This is a genomic window from Paraflavitalea devenefica (assembly GCF_011759375.1).
GTDB classification, from domain to species: Bacteria; Bacteroidota; Bacteroidia; order Chitinophagales; family Chitinophagaceae; genus Paraflavitalea; species Paraflavitalea devenefica.
Map to the genome: position 1 here is coordinate 2,366,025 of NZ_JAARML010000001.1, position 17,671 is coordinate 2,383,695.

10 protein-coding genes and 1 tRNA gene are annotated in these 17,671 nt (G+C 48.4%); 6 read left to right on the forward strand and 5 right to left on the reverse strand.

Annotated elements, in window-relative coordinates; genetic code table 11:
* Nucleotides 1-81: 81 nt before the first annotated feature.
* Together HB364_RS09545 and HB364_RS09550 are read right to left on the reverse strand one after the other, a co-directional pair.
* Nucleotides 82-5,928, reverse strand: a complete 5,847-nt coding sequence (locus tag HB364_RS09545; protein ID WP_167287655.1) for a CARDB domain-containing protein — start codon at nucleotides 5,926-5,928, stop codon at nucleotides 82-84.
* A gap of 34 nt (nucleotides 5,929-5,962) precedes the next feature.
* Nucleotides 5,963-7,006: a hypothetical protein gene (locus HB364_RS09550; RefSeq protein WP_167287656.1), complete on the reverse strand. Its 1,044-nt coding sequence runs from the start codon at nucleotides 7,004-7,006 to the stop codon at nucleotides 5,963-5,965.
* Nucleotides 7,007-7,169: 163 nt separating this feature from the next.
* Between HB364_RS09550 and HB364_RS09555 the strand changes: the two genes are divergently transcribed.
* Together HB364_RS09555 and HB364_RS09560 are read left to right on the forward strand one after the other, a co-directional pair.
* Nucleotides 7,170-9,125, forward strand: coding sequence for a tetratricopeptide repeat-containing sensor histidine kinase (locus tag HB364_RS09555; protein ID WP_167287657.1), 1,956 nt, complete (start codon nucleotides 7,170-7,172; stop codon nucleotides 9,123-9,125).
* Nucleotides 9,126-9,743 (forward strand): response regulator, encoded by a 618-nt coding sequence (locus HB364_RS09560; protein WP_167287658.1) that lies wholly within the window; start codon nucleotides 9,126-9,128, stop codon nucleotides 9,741-9,743.
* A gap of 71 nt (nucleotides 9,744-9,814) precedes the next feature.
* Here HB364_RS09560 and HB364_RS09565 read toward each other — a convergent pair whose 3' ends face one another.
* Nucleotides 9,815-10,822, reverse strand: coding sequence for a DUF6528 family protein (locus tag HB364_RS09565; RefSeq protein ID WP_167287659.1), 1,008 nt, complete (start codon nucleotides 10,820-10,822; stop codon nucleotides 9,815-9,817).
* Nucleotides 10,823-11,196: 374 nt separating this feature from the next.
* Here HB364_RS09565 and HB364_RS09570 point away from each other — a divergent pair, with 374 nt between their 5' ends.
* Both HB364_RS09570 and HB364_RS09575 read left to right on the forward strand, forming a co-directional pair.
* Nucleotides 11,197-12,987: an ABC transporter ATP-binding protein gene (locus HB364_RS09570; protein WP_167287660.1), complete on the forward strand. Its 1,791-nt coding sequence runs from the start codon at nucleotides 11,197-11,199 to the stop codon at nucleotides 12,985-12,987.
* A 106-nt stretch (nucleotides 12,988-13,093) separates the two neighbouring features.
* Nucleotides 13,094-14,524: a Gfo/Idh/MocA family protein gene (locus tag HB364_RS09575; protein WP_167287661.1), complete on the forward strand. Its 1,431-nt coding sequence runs from the start codon at nucleotides 13,094-13,096 to the stop codon at nucleotides 14,522-14,524.
* Between the two features lie 78 nt (nucleotides 14,525-14,602).
* Here the strand turns inward: HB364_RS09575 and HB364_RS09580 are convergent, their stop codons facing one another.
* Nucleotides 14,603-15,694 carry a T9SS type A sorting domain-containing protein gene (locus tag HB364_RS09580; protein ID WP_167287662.1) on the reverse strand — a complete coding sequence of 364 codons (1,092 nt, stop codon included), beginning with the start codon at nucleotides 15,692-15,694 and terminating at the stop codon, nucleotides 14,603-14,605.
* Between the two features lie 61 nt (nucleotides 15,695-15,755).
* Between HB364_RS09580 and HB364_RS09585 the strand changes: the two genes are divergently transcribed.
* Entirely contained in the window at nucleotides 15,756-16,094 is a 339-nt protein-coding gene (locus HB364_RS09585; RefSeq protein ID WP_167287663.1) for a hypothetical protein, read from the forward strand.
* 67 nt (nucleotides 16,095-16,161) lie between these two features.
* On the opposite strand, the gene HB364_RS09590 is transcribed toward HB364_RS09585, so the two are convergent.
* Nucleotides 16,162-16,233: transfer RNA gene (locus HB364_RS09590), tRNA-Glu, on the reverse strand.
* Nucleotides 16,234-16,612: 379 nt separating this feature from the next.
* Here HB364_RS09590 and gap point away from each other — a divergent pair.
* Complete coding sequence (gene gap, locus HB364_RS09595; RefSeq protein WP_167287664.1) at nucleotides 16,613-17,626, forward strand: type I glyceraldehyde-3-phosphate dehydrogenase; 1,014 nt, start codon at nucleotides 16,613-16,615, stop codon at nucleotides 17,624-17,626.
* The last annotated feature ends 45 nt before the right edge of the window (nucleotides 17,627-17,671 follow it).

The following is a 17,671-nucleotide window of genomic DNA, read 5'->3' on the forward strand; positions in this document are numbered from 1 at the left end:
AGGCAGAAATAGTCATCTGGCGATAATTAAAAAAGGGCCGTCTCAGGAGAGACAGCCCTTAAAACCACCTGTCCCTGCTTCTTATTGTCTGATCAACGATAGCTGTTGTCTTATGCCCTGGTGTTCATACTGCAACATATAAACACCTGGTACCAGGTTGCTCACATCCAACTGCAGCGTACTGCCACCCGTACGCAATTGTTTCATGGCCTTGCCATCCATCGTCAGTATCCGCAGGGTTCCACCGGCTTCCAGTCCCGTTACGGTGACCAGCCGCTGCGCCGGATTTGGATACAGACCGATGCCTGTTCCATGCTCACGCTTTACCCATCTTATTGGCGAGTAAGTAAACGCACCATCAATATCCACCATCTTCAGCCGGTAATAATGCATGCCTGCTGCCAGGTTTGGATGCGCAAAGCTGTACTGGTTAATACCCGGTCTGTTAGTAGCTTTTACAATACCAATCTCCTCAAACTGTATTCCATCCCTGCTGTGCAATACCACAAACTGCATCGTGTTCACTTCCGCTTCCGCTTTCCATTCCAATTGTGCATCCTTGTCCTTCATGGATACATTGAATTGTAGCAAATGGAGAGGCAAAACAGCATTGCCGCTGGCTACAGAGAAAGGAGAGAAACTGGTAAAACCTGCCTGCTCCTTCCGGAACCTGCCGATTGAATCCACAATAGCTATGCCTATAGTTCCCAACTGCCAGGAAGAAGTATAATGGGCGCTGCGCGATTGGGCGCGGTCAAAAGCCGGCAACTCATCACTGGCATTCCAGTAAAACGTTACCGTAGCATTGCTGCCACCCGGCGTTTGCTCTTCAATAAACCAGGTACGGTCCACAAATGCTGTACTGATCGTATCGCCGCCGGTGCCATTCTTCAATACGTAAGGCGCAATACCTACACTGTAATGATCGGGCGTGCCGGCGTTGTGAATCTTTACAAAATTGTGGCTGCTGACAGAAGTGCCTACCGGGAAAACATTCTCTGCAGCACTGTTCACCATTTTTAACTTACCGGTACCATTCGTTACCACAAAGTGCGCGGTATCAAAACTGTTAATACGTCCGTTGATCACCAGGTCATAATTGCCCAATACCAGCTTGCCGCCGATCCATCCCGGCAATTGGGCCGGTAACCCTTCTTCCATATCCAGGTCGCCGTTCACGACTACATTACTGGTAAGGTTCATCACTGTGCTGAACGCGAGCGTATCATTGTTATTGGTCAGGTCAAACTCTATGGGCGAGCAATCAATGATCTGAGCGATCACCCGGCCCTTTTCTATATCGAATAGCATCTTCCTGCTCAGGGTCAGCGTGGCGCCTGCTGCGAGGTAGAACCTTGGTACACTGTCCATGGCGGTGATGGCATCGCCTTCATCCAGGATCAGGAATCGTACGTAGGCCGTTCCGTCCTGCGAACCACTGTTCTTAATGGAATAAGAAACCACCACACTGTCGCCGGACCTGAATCCGTTCGGGTTGAACGTGATGGCGCCTGCCTTGCTGCGGGCCATATCCGGCGCATCGCCCACGATCATCGTGCGGGTAGCTTCATTATTATCCTCCCTTTCTTCATCCGCTGAACCGGCAGGGTCAACTACGATCTTCATCACCTTCACGCCGGTGATCAGTGAAGCGTAAGTGGCAGTGGCGGCTACCGTAGTATCACGCCCGGGTTGCAGACTGTTAAAGGGTACATCTGCACCCAGTTGTATATCATCTACCAGGAAGCGGAGCACACTTCCCTGGGATGGCTTGCCACCCATATTCTTTACCGTACCCACCAGGGTGATATTTTGGCCCGGCGCCGGGTTCAGGCTGCTCGGTGAAATAAATTGCGACAATACCTCGAAGTCCTGCTTACTGTCCACCACACGTATATGGAAACTGCCGGTATTATTGCTTTCAGAAAATTCACAAATAGTATTGGCAGTATCCGTTTCTACCTGCACCACATAATTGCCTGGCGTGGTGAACGTATGGGTAAACGAACCATATCCGGCAAACACTTCACCCGCTCTTACCAGTGCTATCTCATCACCCCCGATCCGGTTGCCATCCAGGATAAACCGTACTGTAACACCGGTTACATCACGCTCCCCGATATTCCGTACAGCAGCGAAGAATTGGTTGGTGGTATTAACACGCACCACTACAGGATTGGCGGCAGCGCCCAATTCATACGCCAGTTGGTAAGGCCGCAGGTCAGCGTCCAGTGAAATGATCCGGCTGTTATTGCCTTCATTGGATTCTGTCACTTCTGCGTCAACATCTGCCACTGCCCGAACGATCACACCACAGTCTGCAGGAGTATTTGTCACAGTGTAAGCATCAGAGGTTACCAGCACAGAGTCATCCTCAGAAATAGAACCAACCGTAACCTTCGTACCCAGCGCCACATTATTAACAAGGAATTGCACTTTGAACGTCCCCGTTTCTTTGCCGGTATTCCTGATTCTGGCGCTGAATGTCACCGTAGAACCAACGGCCAGGTCTGTAGAAGGAGGCTTGATAGACGATACCGTCAGGTCAGCCATCGGTATCACCACCGTAGCCAGGAAAACATTGTTGTTTTCGTTTTGCTCTGCCACGGTATTCACCTCATCAGTCACGATCTTCAGGATATGCGTACCGGGCGTCATGGCCGGATTACTGTAATGGATAGTAATCGTCGTTCCCCCGTTCAGTGAACTGATTGTCTGTGTCTTCACCAGCGTAATAGTCCCGTTAGGAATAGAATCATACACCCGCACTACATGCGAGCCGGCATTTCCGCATTTGATATTCGCATCCTTAAAGCTGAAGGAAGTGAACTTCATCCGGCTGAAATCCTGTATCGTAAGATCAGGCAAATTCGGCTCCGGATGAATAGTGCCGCCGCCGGAGGTTACAATAGCTGTATGGATACCATGATAAATAGAGCTGGGGATCTGCCTGTATTCCACATAAGTGTAACTCAATTCACCGGTAATATTCACCGGGGTAGTAGAGTTTAGCGGGATGCTTACAGGAATAGTCACTTCATTGCCCGGGCCATGACTGTTGTCAGCAGCGCCAATGGTTTGTATCAATACGCCATCCTGGAATACCCTGAGTGTATCATTCCGGATCTCATCAAACGGGCTCCACATATTATTAATGTCCCGCTCACGGTACTTCAGCACAAAATTAACATTGGAATTGCCACCCACTACATTGGAACATGGTGTGCTGCTGAAAGTAGCAACCACACCACCATTGGAAGGAGGAGGCGTGCCGCAGGCATTGACCGGTGGGCACGGCACCGCCAGCGCGTTGGTCAATGTATTGCTGGTGAATGTGAAGTCTGTAACACTGACTGTGTAAGTGAAATTGCCGCCACAGCTTACACCTGTCAGCAGGTAACTGTAATGGCCGTTGGCATCAGTGGTTGTGTGTATAACAGCGCTGCCGGTATTGATCGTTACTTCAGCGCCTGCCACCATCGTGGGGCTGGCTGTACCAAAATAACTGGCAGAGCCGGTGATCAATACCTTCAGTTGAGGGCATTGCTGCAGCGTGGCATTGGAAGTCACCGTAATACCACCCGGTAATACCGGCGAACCAACGATCACCGGCCTGATGGCATAATTATTCAGTATATTCGATTCACCCAGCGTATTGCTGCTGTCAATCCATACCTTGATCGGATAAAACCCATCAGCAGGGAACGACAACGTATGCGTGATAGTGGCGCTGCCAAATGCTCCTACAGCAGGAACCACACCACTGCCGATCAGGATCGTATCCCTGTAAAATTTAACAGGCACATTAACTGCGGAAAAAGCTGTGCTGTTCTTGATATTGGCCGTCACAGTAAATACTTCACCTGGGGCAGGATTATTCTTACTGAAAGAAATATCATTCGCAAAAAGCCGCAGGTCCAGTTGCTCATTGGTAACAACGGGGCCAGCTTTATAAACGGAATTGCTGGTGTTGCCATTATCATCTTTGGCAAAGAACTGGTAGCCCAATACATTGCTATTATATTCCTGGTTAAAAATATAACCATACACAACACCGGCTGCATAATCAGTGCTGGTGCCTTCTTTCACCATAGCAAAACTGCCTTCGCCCAGGTCATTAAAGTCCTGGTCGCCGTTCAGGTCAATACCCACCTTCGGATAGCCCGCCTCCGGCGCCCTGTTATTGGCCGATTGGTACAATACCTTATATGTGTACAGGCCTGTTTGTCCTACAGCAGGGTTCACGCCTGTAACTCCATTGTACGGACTGGCAGCCACCCACTGTAATACAGGCCGTGTGCCAGGCGTGTAACCATTGCCACTCACTACGGTAGTAACAGAGTCAACGCCTGCGGTACCTGATTTAATCTTCAGTTGTGCTGTATAGGGTCCGGCGGCAGTGGGTATGAATGTTACCGGCAAACTAAGCGAATCACTGACTGCAATCACGGCGCCTGCTGTATAGGAAGCACTAAAGCCCGGAGTGCTAAATACAACACTGCTTAATAGCACAGGCTGGTTACCCGTATTGTGGATCTTGAACTGATACGTGGCAGCAGTATTCACTGCTACATTGCCGTAATCGTGCCCGCCCGCAGGGGCAATGCTCCAACTGGCTACCTGCTGGCCTACGAAGAACGCACTGTTATTGGTCATGCTCCAGCGGCCTTCCTCGTTCCTGGTGCGGATATACAACCGGTGATCGCCATCGCTCAGTCCGGCAGTATTAACAGCCACTGCTACATTGGCAACATCCGTGCCCGGTGTAATGCTGATAGCGGTACCCAGCCCTGCGCCAGGGTCAGTATCCACAAAATACTCTGCTGCCACCACATTCAAGGGTGCTGCAGGAGGCGTTGGATAACCAACTTCTGAGCTTACAATAAACTCTTTTATATTCGTAACGCTCCAATACCCTTCAGTGCTTTTGGTGCGCAGGTACAGTCGATGGGTGCCAACACTCAAGCCACCGGTATTAATAGTTGCGGAAATATTGCTCAGGTCTATACCTGGTGTAACAGGTAAAACATTGCCGCTGCCAGGCCCCGGATCAGTATCGATGAAATATTCTGCGGCAATAATATTTTGTGGCGCTGCCGGTGTGATAGGATACGACGGGTCAAAATTCACAATAAACTCTTTCACGTGCGTAATACTCCAGTGTCCTTCATTACTCCTCGTACGCAGGTACAGGCGATGCGTGCCTGTGCTTAAGCCGTTCGTATTGATCGCAGTAGTGACATCATTCAGGTTAGTGCCGGGAGTAATCGGAATATCAATACCCTGGCCAATGCCCGGGTCGGTATCAATAAAATATTCTGCAGCGATAATGTTTTGTATCGCTGGTGGAGCAGCAGGGTAAGACGGATTAAAATCCACGGCGAAATCTTTCACATTGGTAATGCTCCAGCGCCCTTCATTATTCCGGGTACGGATATACAGGCGGTGTATGCCGGCCGGTAATCCGTTCGTATTGACCACAGCAGGAATATTATTCAGGTCAACGGCCGGCGTAATAGGGATGGCTGTGCCATTGCCGGCGCCGGGATCAGTATCAATGAAATATTCAACGGCCGTCACCTGCTGCGGTGCAGCGGGAGGGGCCGTATATACCGGGTCCTGGTTATATAAGAAATCTTTTATGGCCACAAGGCTCCAGCTGCCATCCGCATTGCGTGTGCGGATGAAAAGCCGGTGTATGCCAACACTCAATCCATTTACATTAATGGTAATATTGGCATTGCTGATATTGCCTGCCGGTGTCAGGGGAATAGCAGTACCCAGGCCAAAGCCCGGGTCTGTATCAATAAAGTACTCCGCAGCCACCACATTAAGTGGCGTAGGTGGCGCCGGTGGATAGGCAGGGTCCTGCGCGTAGGCGCACAGGGATACTGCCGACAATAAAAGCAGGTATAAATACTTTTTCATTGCTGGTTATTTGGGCGGTTCAGGCCATTGCCTGCTAATTGTTATTCCTCGTGCTGAAAGTGATATTCATCGTAGCGCTGCCCGATGGAATGGAGGTAGGTACAGTAAGACTGTAAATAGAAGGGATATTGGGTATTCCTGAGAGTTTGTAAGGATCTGTTCCGCCAAAGGCGCCACAGTCAGGATTCGTAACAGCGCCTACAGTAAGTCCTGCTCCAATAGCTGGTGATCCGGTCTTTAGCATACACCGTGCGTCGAAGCTGCCCGTACCTGTATAAATAGTGGCCATATCCTGGTTTACCAGGTTATTGGTGGCTGTACCGGGCAGCGTTTGGTTAGCCTGGAACAGGTTATTCTTGATCGTACAATTAGTGAGGTCACATTGTGACCAGGCTCCTATAATATTATTCGCAAAATAAGTATTGACCAAAGTAAAGGCATTGCCTCCGTTGATTACGCTGTTGTTTCTTACAATATTGTCGCTGCCGGTGAGTATCGTAAGGTTGATATAGCCATTGTTATTAAAAATGCTGTTCTCACATACAAAATTGCTCAACGTAGCAGTACCGCTGGCACTGATAGAGGTGCCACTCAAGTAGCATTTCCGGACGGTAATGGCAGTGCAGGCGCCATCCTCAAAATAAAGACCACCAGCAAAAAAGCATTTTTCGAAACTGACATTGCTGATGCCGGTTACATATACCGAACCACTGAGCGTTATACCCAAAAATTTGCTGCCGTTGGCCCCCGATGACATCCTGATAAAAGGGATACGGGCATCCTTTGTAGCCACCTGCAAACCTGCATTACCGGGTATGCTTGCATTGGCAGGGTCCAGGAAATAACCAGGTCCGATCACGATCAGTCGTTTGTTTAAAGTCATACTATTGGTGGCATAGTCCGTGGCGCTGGGTTCGAAGTACAGCGAATCACCAGCCAGTACCGAAGCGGAATTAACGGCAGCGTGGAATGTAGTAAAGTCGGCTACAACACCGGCATTATTATTAATTCTCCAGATCTTAGCCTGGGAGATAACAGTTATACTCATAAATGCAATAAGTAAGGACAGATACTTCATGATGGTTAATTTTAGGCTATAAAAGTATCTGGTAGCAATCCTGCTTCCTATCCCTTAAAAACAGGAGATTTTCAAAAAAGGAAAAATCATGGAAAAAGGGGAGTCGTACCCGGCAGATAGAACCGTTAATTTGTAAAACGGTCTTTTTGTGTTACTTTCCTGTATGCCTAAGATAACCCCCATAACCCTGCTGTTGCTTATCCTTACATTACCTGCATGGACGCAGGTAAACAAAAGAGACAGCTTATTAAAGCAATTACCCCAGGCCAAAGAAGATACCGCTAAAGTATTGCTGCTCTGTAATATTGGCGAGGCGTATGAAAACAGTGAACCTGAAACAGCGAAACAATATTTTAAACAGGCAGGCGCATTGGCCAGGAAATTAAATTATACCTGGGGAAAGTATAAACAACTCGAACTTTTTGGTGACATATATCTTCTTCAGGGTAACCTTGATTCCGCGCTATTTTACCAGCAGGAAGCATTGGCGGTGGCCGAAAAAATGAAGGATTCTCTTAGCATCGGCATTTCCCTGTTCAACGTTGGGATCAATTACCGGGAGAGAGCAGACTACCAAAAGGCCATTGAGTATTGCCTCCGGGGCAGGAAGATCATGGACCAGTTAGGCAATGCTGGCATTGAAGTGCAAATGAATGATGCGTTGCAGATACTGTATCACAACAGGTCAGAATATGACAAAGCTATTGTATTCGGTGAAAAAGCAGTAGCGCAGGCAAGAGCATTGAAGAAGAGAGAGTTTCTGGGCAAATGCCTCATCAATTTGTCGCTCAGTTACAAAAACACCAATCAGCTTAATAAGGCGATGGTGGCGCTCGAAGAGACATTAAAAATAGGAGAGGAATACCAGGACATACGGGTCCAGGCAGCTACACAGCTAAACCTGGCGGGAATAGCGTTAAAGCTGCGTAACTATCCGTTGACAAAAAAACATGCGGAAAAAAGCCTGGCCCTGCACCTTGAATTGGGCGACCCCAACGGCAAAATCACCGCCCTGCGTGCAATTGCCATTTGTAACCTGCAGGAAGGTAAGCTGTCACTTGCCAAACAATATGCCGGTGAAGCGCTTGCACTCAGCCGTACCCACAATTACAGGGTAGAAGAAGCGTCTGTATACAATGTCCTTTCATCCATTGCCTATGCTGAAAAAGATTTCGCAAATGGTATTACCTGGAGTGATTCCATGGTAACTGTACTGGAAGCAATGGTTGGTGAAGTGATATCAACGAAGTCGGCCGACCTGGAAAAGAAATACGAGACCGAAAAGAAAGAAGCCCGGATCAAACAACTCGAAGCGGAAAGAACAGTGCAGGAACTGAGACTGCGACAAAAGAACATCTTTAACTATATCCTGATCGGCGGCGCTGCTACTATATTGCTGATTGCCTTGCTTTCCTGGCGTAACTACCGGCAAAAACAGGCCTTACAACAGAAGCGCATCAATGAACTGCAAACCGAAAAACAACTGGCAGCTACCGAGGCCGTCCTCAAAGGGGAAGAACAGGAACGCACCCGCCTGGCAAAAGACCTTCACGATGGCCTGGGAGGCATGTTGTCGGGCATAAAATATTCATTCAATACTATGAAGGGAAATCTCATCATGACGCCGGAAAACCAGCAGGCATTTGAACGGGGCATTGATATGCTCGACAGTTCCATCAACGAAATGAGGCGCGTGGCCCACAACCTCATGCCCGAAGCGCTGGTAAAATTTGGATTGGATACCGCATTAAAGGACTTTTGTAATGACATCAACCAATCCGGTAGCCTCAAATTGACATACCAGTCCAGCGGCCTGGAAAATACCGTTATTGGATCTAATATGGCCATTACCATCTACAGGGTTGTGCAGGAATTGGTCAACAATGTGCTGAAGCATGCGGGTGCTGCTACAGCCCTTGTTCAGATAGAGAAAAATGAAACGGGAGTTGCCGTAACAGTGGAAGATGATGGAAAAGGATTCGATACTACCATCCTGCGGCAAACCAAAGGCATTGGCTGGGACAACATTCAAAGCCGGGTAAATTACCTGAAAGGTAAAGTAGACGTACAGGCTGCACCGGGCAAAGGAACATCAGTACTCATTGAACTACCTGTTTAAATGGCTATAAAAGTTTTCATAGTTGATGACCATTACATGGTCATAGAAGGTATTCGCGCTTTGCTGCAAAATGAAACCAGCATCGAGCTTACCGGTCATGCCATGTCTGCCGACTCCTGCCTGTCCTTTCTGCAACAGCAACAGCCGGATGTCATCCTCATGGACATCAACCTCGGCGATAAAAGTGGTATTGATCTTTGCGCAACAGTCAAACAAAAATATCCGGACATCTTCATCCTGGGCCTCAGCACTTTCAACCAGCAAAGCTTCATTCGTAAAATGGTGGACAACGGCGCCAGTGGTTATGCGTTAAAAAATGCAACACGTGAAGAATTGCTGGAAGCTATCACCACCATCGTAAAAGGAAAACTCTACTTCAGCCATGAAGCTGCCCGCTCGCTGCGTGCGCCCGATCAATCAGACTTGCCTGTGCTCACCCGGCGGGAAAAAGAAGTATTGGGCTTAATTGCAGAAGGACTGACCAATAACGAAATTGCGGAAAAACTCTTTATCGGTACCACCACCGTTGATACCCACCGGAAAAGCCTGCTTAACAAATTAAACGCAAAGAACACTGCCTCCCTCATTCGCATCGCTACTCAGTTGCAGCTTATTTAAAATACAAAAAAACTTCGGGCAGCATCTCCTACAGGAAATACTGCCCGAAACCATCAATATCAGAAACTTAACTACGGGTGCGTACATTCGTGAAAACTATCCCCGGCCGGATAACTGAACGCATTCACCAGCTTCCAGCGGGCCTTATACAATCCCAGGGAAGCATGCTGGTATACTACGGCCCCGTTAATATCCAGTATTCGATCGGTGCGCCAGGTTTCACCGCCCACCCCATTGGCTTTGGCCATAATCGTTTGATAGCCTGAAGGTCCGGATGCAACAGACTTAACGGCGCTCGTGGTTTTCACTAAAGTAAAGACGCCGGTCGTTACATTGAACCGGTAAATATGTCCTGAATTCGTGAGCCACAGGTCTGTTGTGCTGCCATGTACGGGAAACAGGTCATGCGCATTGCCCTCGGGCATCGTGTACGTAGTTTTCAAGGTTAACTTGGGCGCTCCGCAACTGCCATTATACGTGAATACCTTTAGCTTGTCTTTCCCGGCGGCATACAACTGCTGCCGTGCATGGTCCCATACCACATTATGTACATCTTCAAAGGCAATAGGAGCGGTCTGGGCAGATTCATCGTTGATATACGAATCAACAGTAAAGATCATCAGGTAGCCACCGGTAGTAGAAGCAGTCACGATATTGCCATTAGGCAACAACTCTGCGGAGTGCGTATTCCCGCCGGCATAATCGTACCAGATGGCTTTCTTGCTGGAAACATTGATCAGCGCCACGCCGCCGCCCGAAGCGGTGGCAAGCACATACTTGCCATTATACACCAGCTTGGCTTCGCTGAGGTTGGAAAACCAACCCTGCGCGCCGGAGCGGATCATGGCATAAGAGGCGGTAGCCTTCCATTCCCAGGTAATCGTATTGCCATTGGCAATATCTACCATAATAATGCGGGCATTCTTTTGATCACAGATAATAATCTCTTTGGGAGTGGCGGCTTCAGCCGCTGTGGTAGCTGTTTCATTACTAAGGGCAGGGTCTGAAACAGGATTTGAATGATCGCGCCGGCAGGATAGGGCCAGCAATAAAGAAGCAATCACAAATAATGATCTCATAGATAAATGGTTTAAAAAATAAAAGAACATATTGGTTGCCGGTAGAAATATAGTGATAATAACGCAATCCGTATGGCCGTAACAACCCCATTTAATGCACCCTTCACAGTAAAACAGCAAGGCAAACGTTTGCGTTGTATCTTTATTCCCCGCGCTGCAGGTTTTTGCGGGCGAAACAACACATTCTTACTTGTCATTTCGAACCCTGCCATATGTCGTTGCATACACAGTGGCCTATGCAGGGTGAGAAATCTGCTATCGACGCAAATGGCTCGTAGCCTGCTTCGTACCTTTACAACTAAATCTTTTCGTATCCTACAATATTTGCCCCGTTCATCCGTCTACCGGAACAGGGAAAAACTAAACAACAAACTATGGCCCGACGCAATCTTGATATACCCAAAGCGAAATTAACATGGGCGAACCTGCGGGAAAGCCTCCTCATCTTCTCCTACGTCAAACCTTATATCGGTAAATTCATCACCGGTCTTGTCTTCATTGCCTTGTCTTCACTCACTACCATGGCCTTCCCCTACCTGCTCAAGCAGCTCATCAATAGCGCCAGTGGGACTGCTGTACCGTCATTGGGTACTGCCGGCAGTATCGTGGGCTGGATGTTTGCCGTCCTGGTCATCCAGATGCTCTTCTCCTTCATGCGTATCTACCTCTTCACCTCGGTGGGGGAACATGCAGTGGCCGATATGCGGCGCGACATCTATCGCAAAATGATCACCATGCCCATGGACTTCTTTGCGCAGCGCAGGGTAGGTGAATTGTCCAGCCGCATCAGTAGCGACCTGTCACAGATCCAGGATGCCGTTACCTCATTGCTGGCGGAAGTATTGCGTGGCCTGCTCGTCCTGATCATAGGCATTGGTCTCATCCTCTACATATCGCCAAAATTAACAGGCGTTATGCTATCGGTATTACCTGTCATTATTATCATAGCAATAATTTTTGGAAAGTTCATCCGCCGCTTCTCCCGGCAAACGCAGGACCAGTTGGCCGATTCCCATATTATCGTACAGGAAACCCTGCAGGGCATCAGCAATGTAAAATCTTTTGCTAACGAATGGTTTGAGATCAACCGGTATACGCGCAGCCTGCAGCAGGTGATCAAAATGGCTGTCAAAAGCGGTCTGTACCGTGGTATGTTTGTTTCCTTCCTGCTCTTCAGTGTATTCGGTACCATCGCGCTTGTTGTATGGTACGGGATCGGTCACCTGGCATTTGGCGACCTTACCGCCTTTGTGATATACACTGCCTTTGTAGGTGGCAGTATGGCAGGTTTTGCCGATATCTATGGCCAGTTGCAGAAAACAATGGGTGCCACACAACGGGTGCGGGAATTGCTCAGGGACATTCCGGAACAGGTTTCTGAACAGGATGAACCCATACAACCGGAACACATCCTGGAGGGAGCTGTGCGTTTACAGAACGTAGCATTTAACTATCCGTCAAGAGCAGAAGTGACGGTATTAAAAGACGTTTCCATAATAGCTTTGCCGGGTGAACAGGTGGCCATCGTAGGACCCAGCGGCGCCGGTAAATCGACCATTGCGGCTTTATTACTGAGATTTTATGAGCCTTCCGGTGGGCAACTGTTTTTCGATGACAAAGCGGCTGCCGGTATTCCGCTCACCCAGTTACGCAAGCAAATAGCCCTGGTGCCGCAGGATGTATTGCTCTTTGGCGGTACCATCCGGGAAAACATCCTCTATGGGAAGCCAAATGCTACCCAGGAAGAAATAGAACAGGCAGCCCGGCAGGCGCATGCACATGAATTCATCATCAACTTCCCCGAGGGTTATGATACTGTGGTAGGAGAGCGGGGCGTTAAACTCTCCGGCGGTCAGCGTCAGCGCATTGCTATTGCGCGGGCTATTCTGAAAGATCCCGTCATACTCATACTGGATGAAGCTACCAGCTCACTCGATGCTGCTTCAGAATCGCTGGTACAGGAAGCGTTGGACAACCTCATGAAGAACCGTACTTCCTTCATCATAGCCCACCGTTTATCTACTATCCGCAGTGCCGATAAAATTGTGGTACTGGAAAAAGGAGTGGTCAGGGAAATGGGCACCCACCAGGAACTACTCAGCCTGCCCGACGGATTATATAAGGAACTTAATCGTTTACAATTAGAAATAACAGGCGTGGAATAAGCTATTTTGGCATAATAAAAAGCGGCATTGGCATCAGTAGAATACTTTAATGAGCTGCTAATCTTAATTTATGTATTTTGGAGCCAAACAGCATAAACAACCAGAAATGTCTTATAACGATTACTCCAGAAGAAAATTTTTGAAGCAGGCCATGCTGGCATCTGCTGCTGCAACCGTACCCGGCTTTCTATTGGCCAATGAGCAACGGCATCCCCGTAAATTAGGGCCCAATGAAAAAGTCAACCTGGCCTGTGTGGGAATAGGCAACCGCGGAAGGGAGATCATTGAAGCGTTGCACAAAACCGGCCTGGCCAACATTGTGGCGCTTTGTGATGTAGACATGGGCGCTCCGCATACGGAAGCCATCTTAAAGCAGTTCCCCGATGTACCGCGGTTCCAGGACTTCCGGCAAATGTTTGATAAAATGGGCAACCAGATTGATGCCGTGTCAATCGGTGTTCCCGATTTCTCCCACTTCCCCATCACCATGATGGCTATGGGCCTCGGCAAGCACGTATACGTGGAAAAACCGATGGCGCGCACCTTCCAGGAAGTGGAACTCATGATGAAGGCGGCGAAAAGATATCCCAAAGTGGTTACCCAAATGGGCAACCAGGGCCATTCCGATGCCAACTACTTCCAGTTCAAAGCCTGGGTGGATGCCGGTATCATCAAAGATGTGACCGACATCACAGCGCACATGAACTCACCACGTCGCTGGCATGGCTGGGATCCTAAGATCACGGCATTCCCTGCTGCCGAGCCTGTGCCGTCCACCCTGAATTGGGATATCTGGCAAATGGCTACCAGCGGGCATACCTATAACAAAGATTTTGTGAACGGACAATGGCGCTGCTGGTTCCACTTTGGCATGGGCGCCCTGGGCGATTGGGGGGCACACATCCTCGATACAGCGCACCAGTTCCTCGACCTGGGATTGCCTTATGAAGTGGAACCCCTCAAACTGGATGGGCATAACAACTTCTTCTATCCCATGTCAACCACGCTCTCATTCAAATTCCCCAAGCGGGGCAGCATGCCGCCGTTGGAAGTGAAATGGTATGATGGCCTGGATAACCTGCCCCCCATACCCAAAGGATATGGCGTATCAGGTCTGGACCCCAACATTCCGCCACCCAGCACCGGCGCCATCAAACCGGCCAAGCTCAATCCCGGGAAGATCATCTATAGCAAAGAGCTTACCTTCAAAGGTGGTTCGCATGGCAGCACGCTGTCCATCATTCCGGAGGAAAAAGCAAAAGAGATGGCATCCAAACTGCCTGTTGTGCCGGAAAGCCCGTCCAACCACTTTGCCAACTTCCTGAAAGCCTGCAAGGGAGAAGAACAAACCCGTTCACCATTCTCCATTGCCGGCCCGTTAAGCCAGGTATTCTGCCTCGGCGTACTGGCGCAATGGACAGGAGAAACAATTAAATTCGACAGGGAAAAAAAGATCATCACCAGCAGCAAAAAGATCAATGAACTGCTCGTGGGTGCTCCGCCACGCAAAGGCTGGGAGCAATACTACAAAGTGTAGGACCTCTGCTATATCATTAAAAAGCGGCTGTCTCCGTATCAAAAGAGGCAGCCGCTTTACTTTTAAAAAGATAGTAGCCTATTCTACCATTAACTTTTGTTGCACCTGGTAACTACCGGCCTTGATGAGCACGATATAAATACCTTTTTGTAAAGAGCTGACATCAAGCAGGTAATTGTTGTTCCGGATATTGGATATTCGCTTTAGGGCCTTGCCTGAGGCATCTATTACCTGGAGACTATAAGCATCGGCAAACAACCCGCTTGTAGTAATGGTTACTTCCTTTCTTGCCGGGTTAGGATACAGCAAGGGCATATTCTTGTCAAAAACTTGCTGCCCGGTTGAAGAAGTCTTCGCATAATTAGTCATCTGCCCTGTGTTGTTCCTTACCATCCACAACCACCGGTTCGTATTCGTATCTGCTCCCGATAGGCTCAAACAGCTATCCCAGGTAGTATCCGTGTGCCCGCTTCCTGCCTGGATCGTCAGGCGGGCATAGCCGGTTACACTCAAGCTGTCATATATCTTTTCCGACCGGTAAACAGGACAACAGGAATGGGCATCATTCTCTCCATGCCAAACCCAATGCCGCCTGCCCGGACTGTAATACCGTAATTTGGCATAATTGCCGCCTAAACTGGCGCCTGAAATACTGATCGTGGTAGAGAATAAATTCCGGTAAGGGCTCACCTGAGGTCCAAATATATATCCCCAGAACCGCTGTACACCACCACTTAATCCCTCTACATGGAATTTTGAATGGTCACTGGTATCTATCGGGGCAATATGTGTGAAAAAATAATTGATATCAGCAGCATAAAATCCGGGACTGTTACCATTCGTGTTCAGAATGGTGAATATTTCCCATACAATAGTATCACCAGAAGCCCTCACGGTCCGGCCATCCCAGTTCATGCCGGCATCATTCAGCCATTTTTGTGGAGCATTGGCCTGAAAACCTGAACAGGTGGTTTGTCCATCACCAGTAAACGAAATCAGAATATGTCTTTCCCCATTGCCGGCAGCCTTAAAATAACCATGAGGCCGGCCATTAAACGTCCAGCAAACCTGGGTGCCTGGGACATAATTGGTATCCGGTTGCGCAAAAACGGGAATTGTCAGTAATAACAGGGAAAGCATCCCTGCAGAAAGAAGGAGTAGATGTCTCATAAACAGATAAGGTTTTGCTAAAAATAGTAAAATAATTACGAAATTGATCAACCTATACAATATGTCAATCGAACTTTCCAAAAAAGATAAGCGCATTGCCAGAGAACTGATAGAAAAAGGTTTGCAGAAGGAATTTCAGCAAGGCCTGCAACAGTTTGATGCTATTTTACAAAAATGGAAAAATGAGCAACAGGATAACAGGGACACTTATCATAACTTATATAAAACCGTTCGGGATTTTGACAAGCACATTGCTCGGCGATATGACAATATGAGAGGTTCTACGTATCTGATGATATTAGCTGCTCAGCTGGCTGATAAACTGATCAGTGAAGATGAACTGACAGAAATGAATCCCGATGCCCGAAACGCTGTCATATCATGGGCCCGGGTAATTTGACTAAAAGTTATAATGGCAGGTCTTATATCAAAAAAAATAGGAACAGATATGAACCTGTTCCTACTTGTACCGCGTACGGGATTCGAACCCGTATCACCACCGTGAAAGGGTGGTGTCCTAACCCTTAGACGAACGCGGCTGCTGAAGTCCAAAAGTTGGATTGGGAGTGCAAAGGTAATAGCCCAGCTATTTCCCTCCAAATAAAAGTCAAAAACAGCATAAAATATTTTTCTTCTCCGCCCGCTATCTTCCTAACAGCTACCTGTTTACAGGCTTTCCCAGCCTGTAAGCCGGCACGCGAATAGCTATTCCTTCCAGGGCTAAAGGCTAATGCCTAAAAGCTAATGGCTGACACCTGGACTTCCTTCCCCGAACCAATCCGACCCAATTACTGTATTATATTGGTAGACTGCTGAATTATAGCTTAACTCCCGAATTCTGCATTATGTGTTCCGTATTCTGTACGCAATATTGTAACTTCACGCCGCATTTGTAAACCAATAAATAAAATCTTGACAATGAGCACAGTTAAAGTGGCCATCAACGGGTTCGGACGTATCGGCCGGTTGGTATATCGCCAGATCTACAAAATGGACGGTATTGACGTAGTAGCAATTAACGACCTCACCAGTCCTAAGGTGTTGGCCCACCTCCTCAAATACGACAGCGCACAAGGTCGTTTTGATGCCGACGTAAAAGCTTCTGAAAACTCTATTATAGTAAATGGCGACGAAGTAAAGATTTACGCCCAGAAAAACCCAGCCGAAATTCCCTGGAAAGACCACGGCGTGGACGTAGTACTGGAATGTACCGGTTTTTTTACCGATAAAGACAAAGCAGCCGCTCACATTACTGCAGGTGCCAAAAGAGTAGTTATCTCTGCACCCGCTACCGGCGACCTCAAGACCATCGTATTCAATGTTAACCACAATACGCTCGACGGCAGCGAAACCATCATCAGTTGCGCTTCCTGTACTACCAACTGTCTGGCTCCAATGGCCGACACCCTCGACAAGCAATTCGGTATCGTAAATGGTTTAATGACCACCATCCACGCTTATACCAACGACCAGAATACACAGGACGCTCCGCACCCGAAAGGTGACCTGCGCCGCGCCCGCGCTGCTGCTCAGAACATTGTTCCCAACAGCACCGGCGCCGCCAAAGCCATTGGCCTTGTATTACCAGGTCTGAAAGGTAAGCTTGATGGTTCTGCACAGCGTGTGCCTACCCTTACCGGTTCACTCACTGAGCTCACAGCCATCATTTCTAAGAAAACAACCGTAGCCGAACTGAATGCCGCTATGAAAGCCGCCTCCAATGAAAGCTTTGGATATACAGAAGATGAGATCGTAAGCACCGACATCATCGGCTCTACTTATGGTTCATTATTCGATGCTACCCAAACACGCGTACAAACCGTGGGCGATTCCCAACTGGTGCGTGTAGTAAGCTGGTACGACAATGAAATGAGCTATGTAAGCCAACTGGTGCGTACCGTGAAATACTTCGCCGGCCTCATCAGCAAATAACATTCGTATAGATTTCTATACCCATAACCGCAAAGAAAGCCAAAC

What these genes read in the sequence shown, in the direction of transcription:
- HB364_RS09545 (WP_167287655.1), bottom strand. Translation starts at nt 5,928, where the DNA reads ATGAAAAAGTATTTATACCTGCTTTTATTGTCGGCAGTATCCCTGTGC.
- HB364_RS09550 (WP_167287656.1), bottom strand. Translation starts at nt 7,006, where the DNA reads ATGAAGTATCTGTCCTTACTTATTGCATTTATGAGTATAACTGTTATC.
- HB364_RS09555 (WP_167287657.1), top strand. Translation starts at nt 7,170, where the DNA reads ATGCCTAAGATAACCCCCATAACCCTGCTGTTGCTTATCCTTACATTA.
- HB364_RS09560 (WP_167287658.1), top strand. Translation starts at nt 9,126, where the DNA reads ATGGCTATAAAAGTTTTCATAGTTGATGACCATTACATGGTCATAGAA.
- HB364_RS09565 (WP_167287659.1), bottom strand. Translation starts at nt 10,822, where the DNA reads ATGAGATCATTATTTGTGATTGCTTCTTTATTGCTGGCCCTATCCTGC.
- HB364_RS09570 (WP_167287660.1), top strand. Translation starts at nt 11,197, where the DNA reads ATGGCCCGACGCAATCTTGATATACCCAAAGCGAAATTAACATGGGCG.
- HB364_RS09575 (WP_167287661.1), top strand. Translation starts at nt 13,094, where the DNA reads ATGTCTTATAACGATTACTCCAGAAGAAAATTTTTGAAGCAGGCCATG.
- HB364_RS09580 (WP_167287662.1), bottom strand. Translation starts at nt 15,694, where the DNA reads ATGAGACATCTACTCCTTCTTTCTGCAGGGATGCTTTCCCTGTTATTA.
- HB364_RS09585 (WP_167287663.1), top strand. Translation starts at nt 15,756, where the DNA reads ATGTCAATCGAACTTTCCAAAAAAGATAAGCGCATTGCCAGAGAACTG.
- gap (WP_167287664.1), top strand. Translation starts at nt 16,613, where the DNA reads ATGAGCACAGTTAAAGTGGCCATCAACGGGTTCGGACGTATCGGCCGG.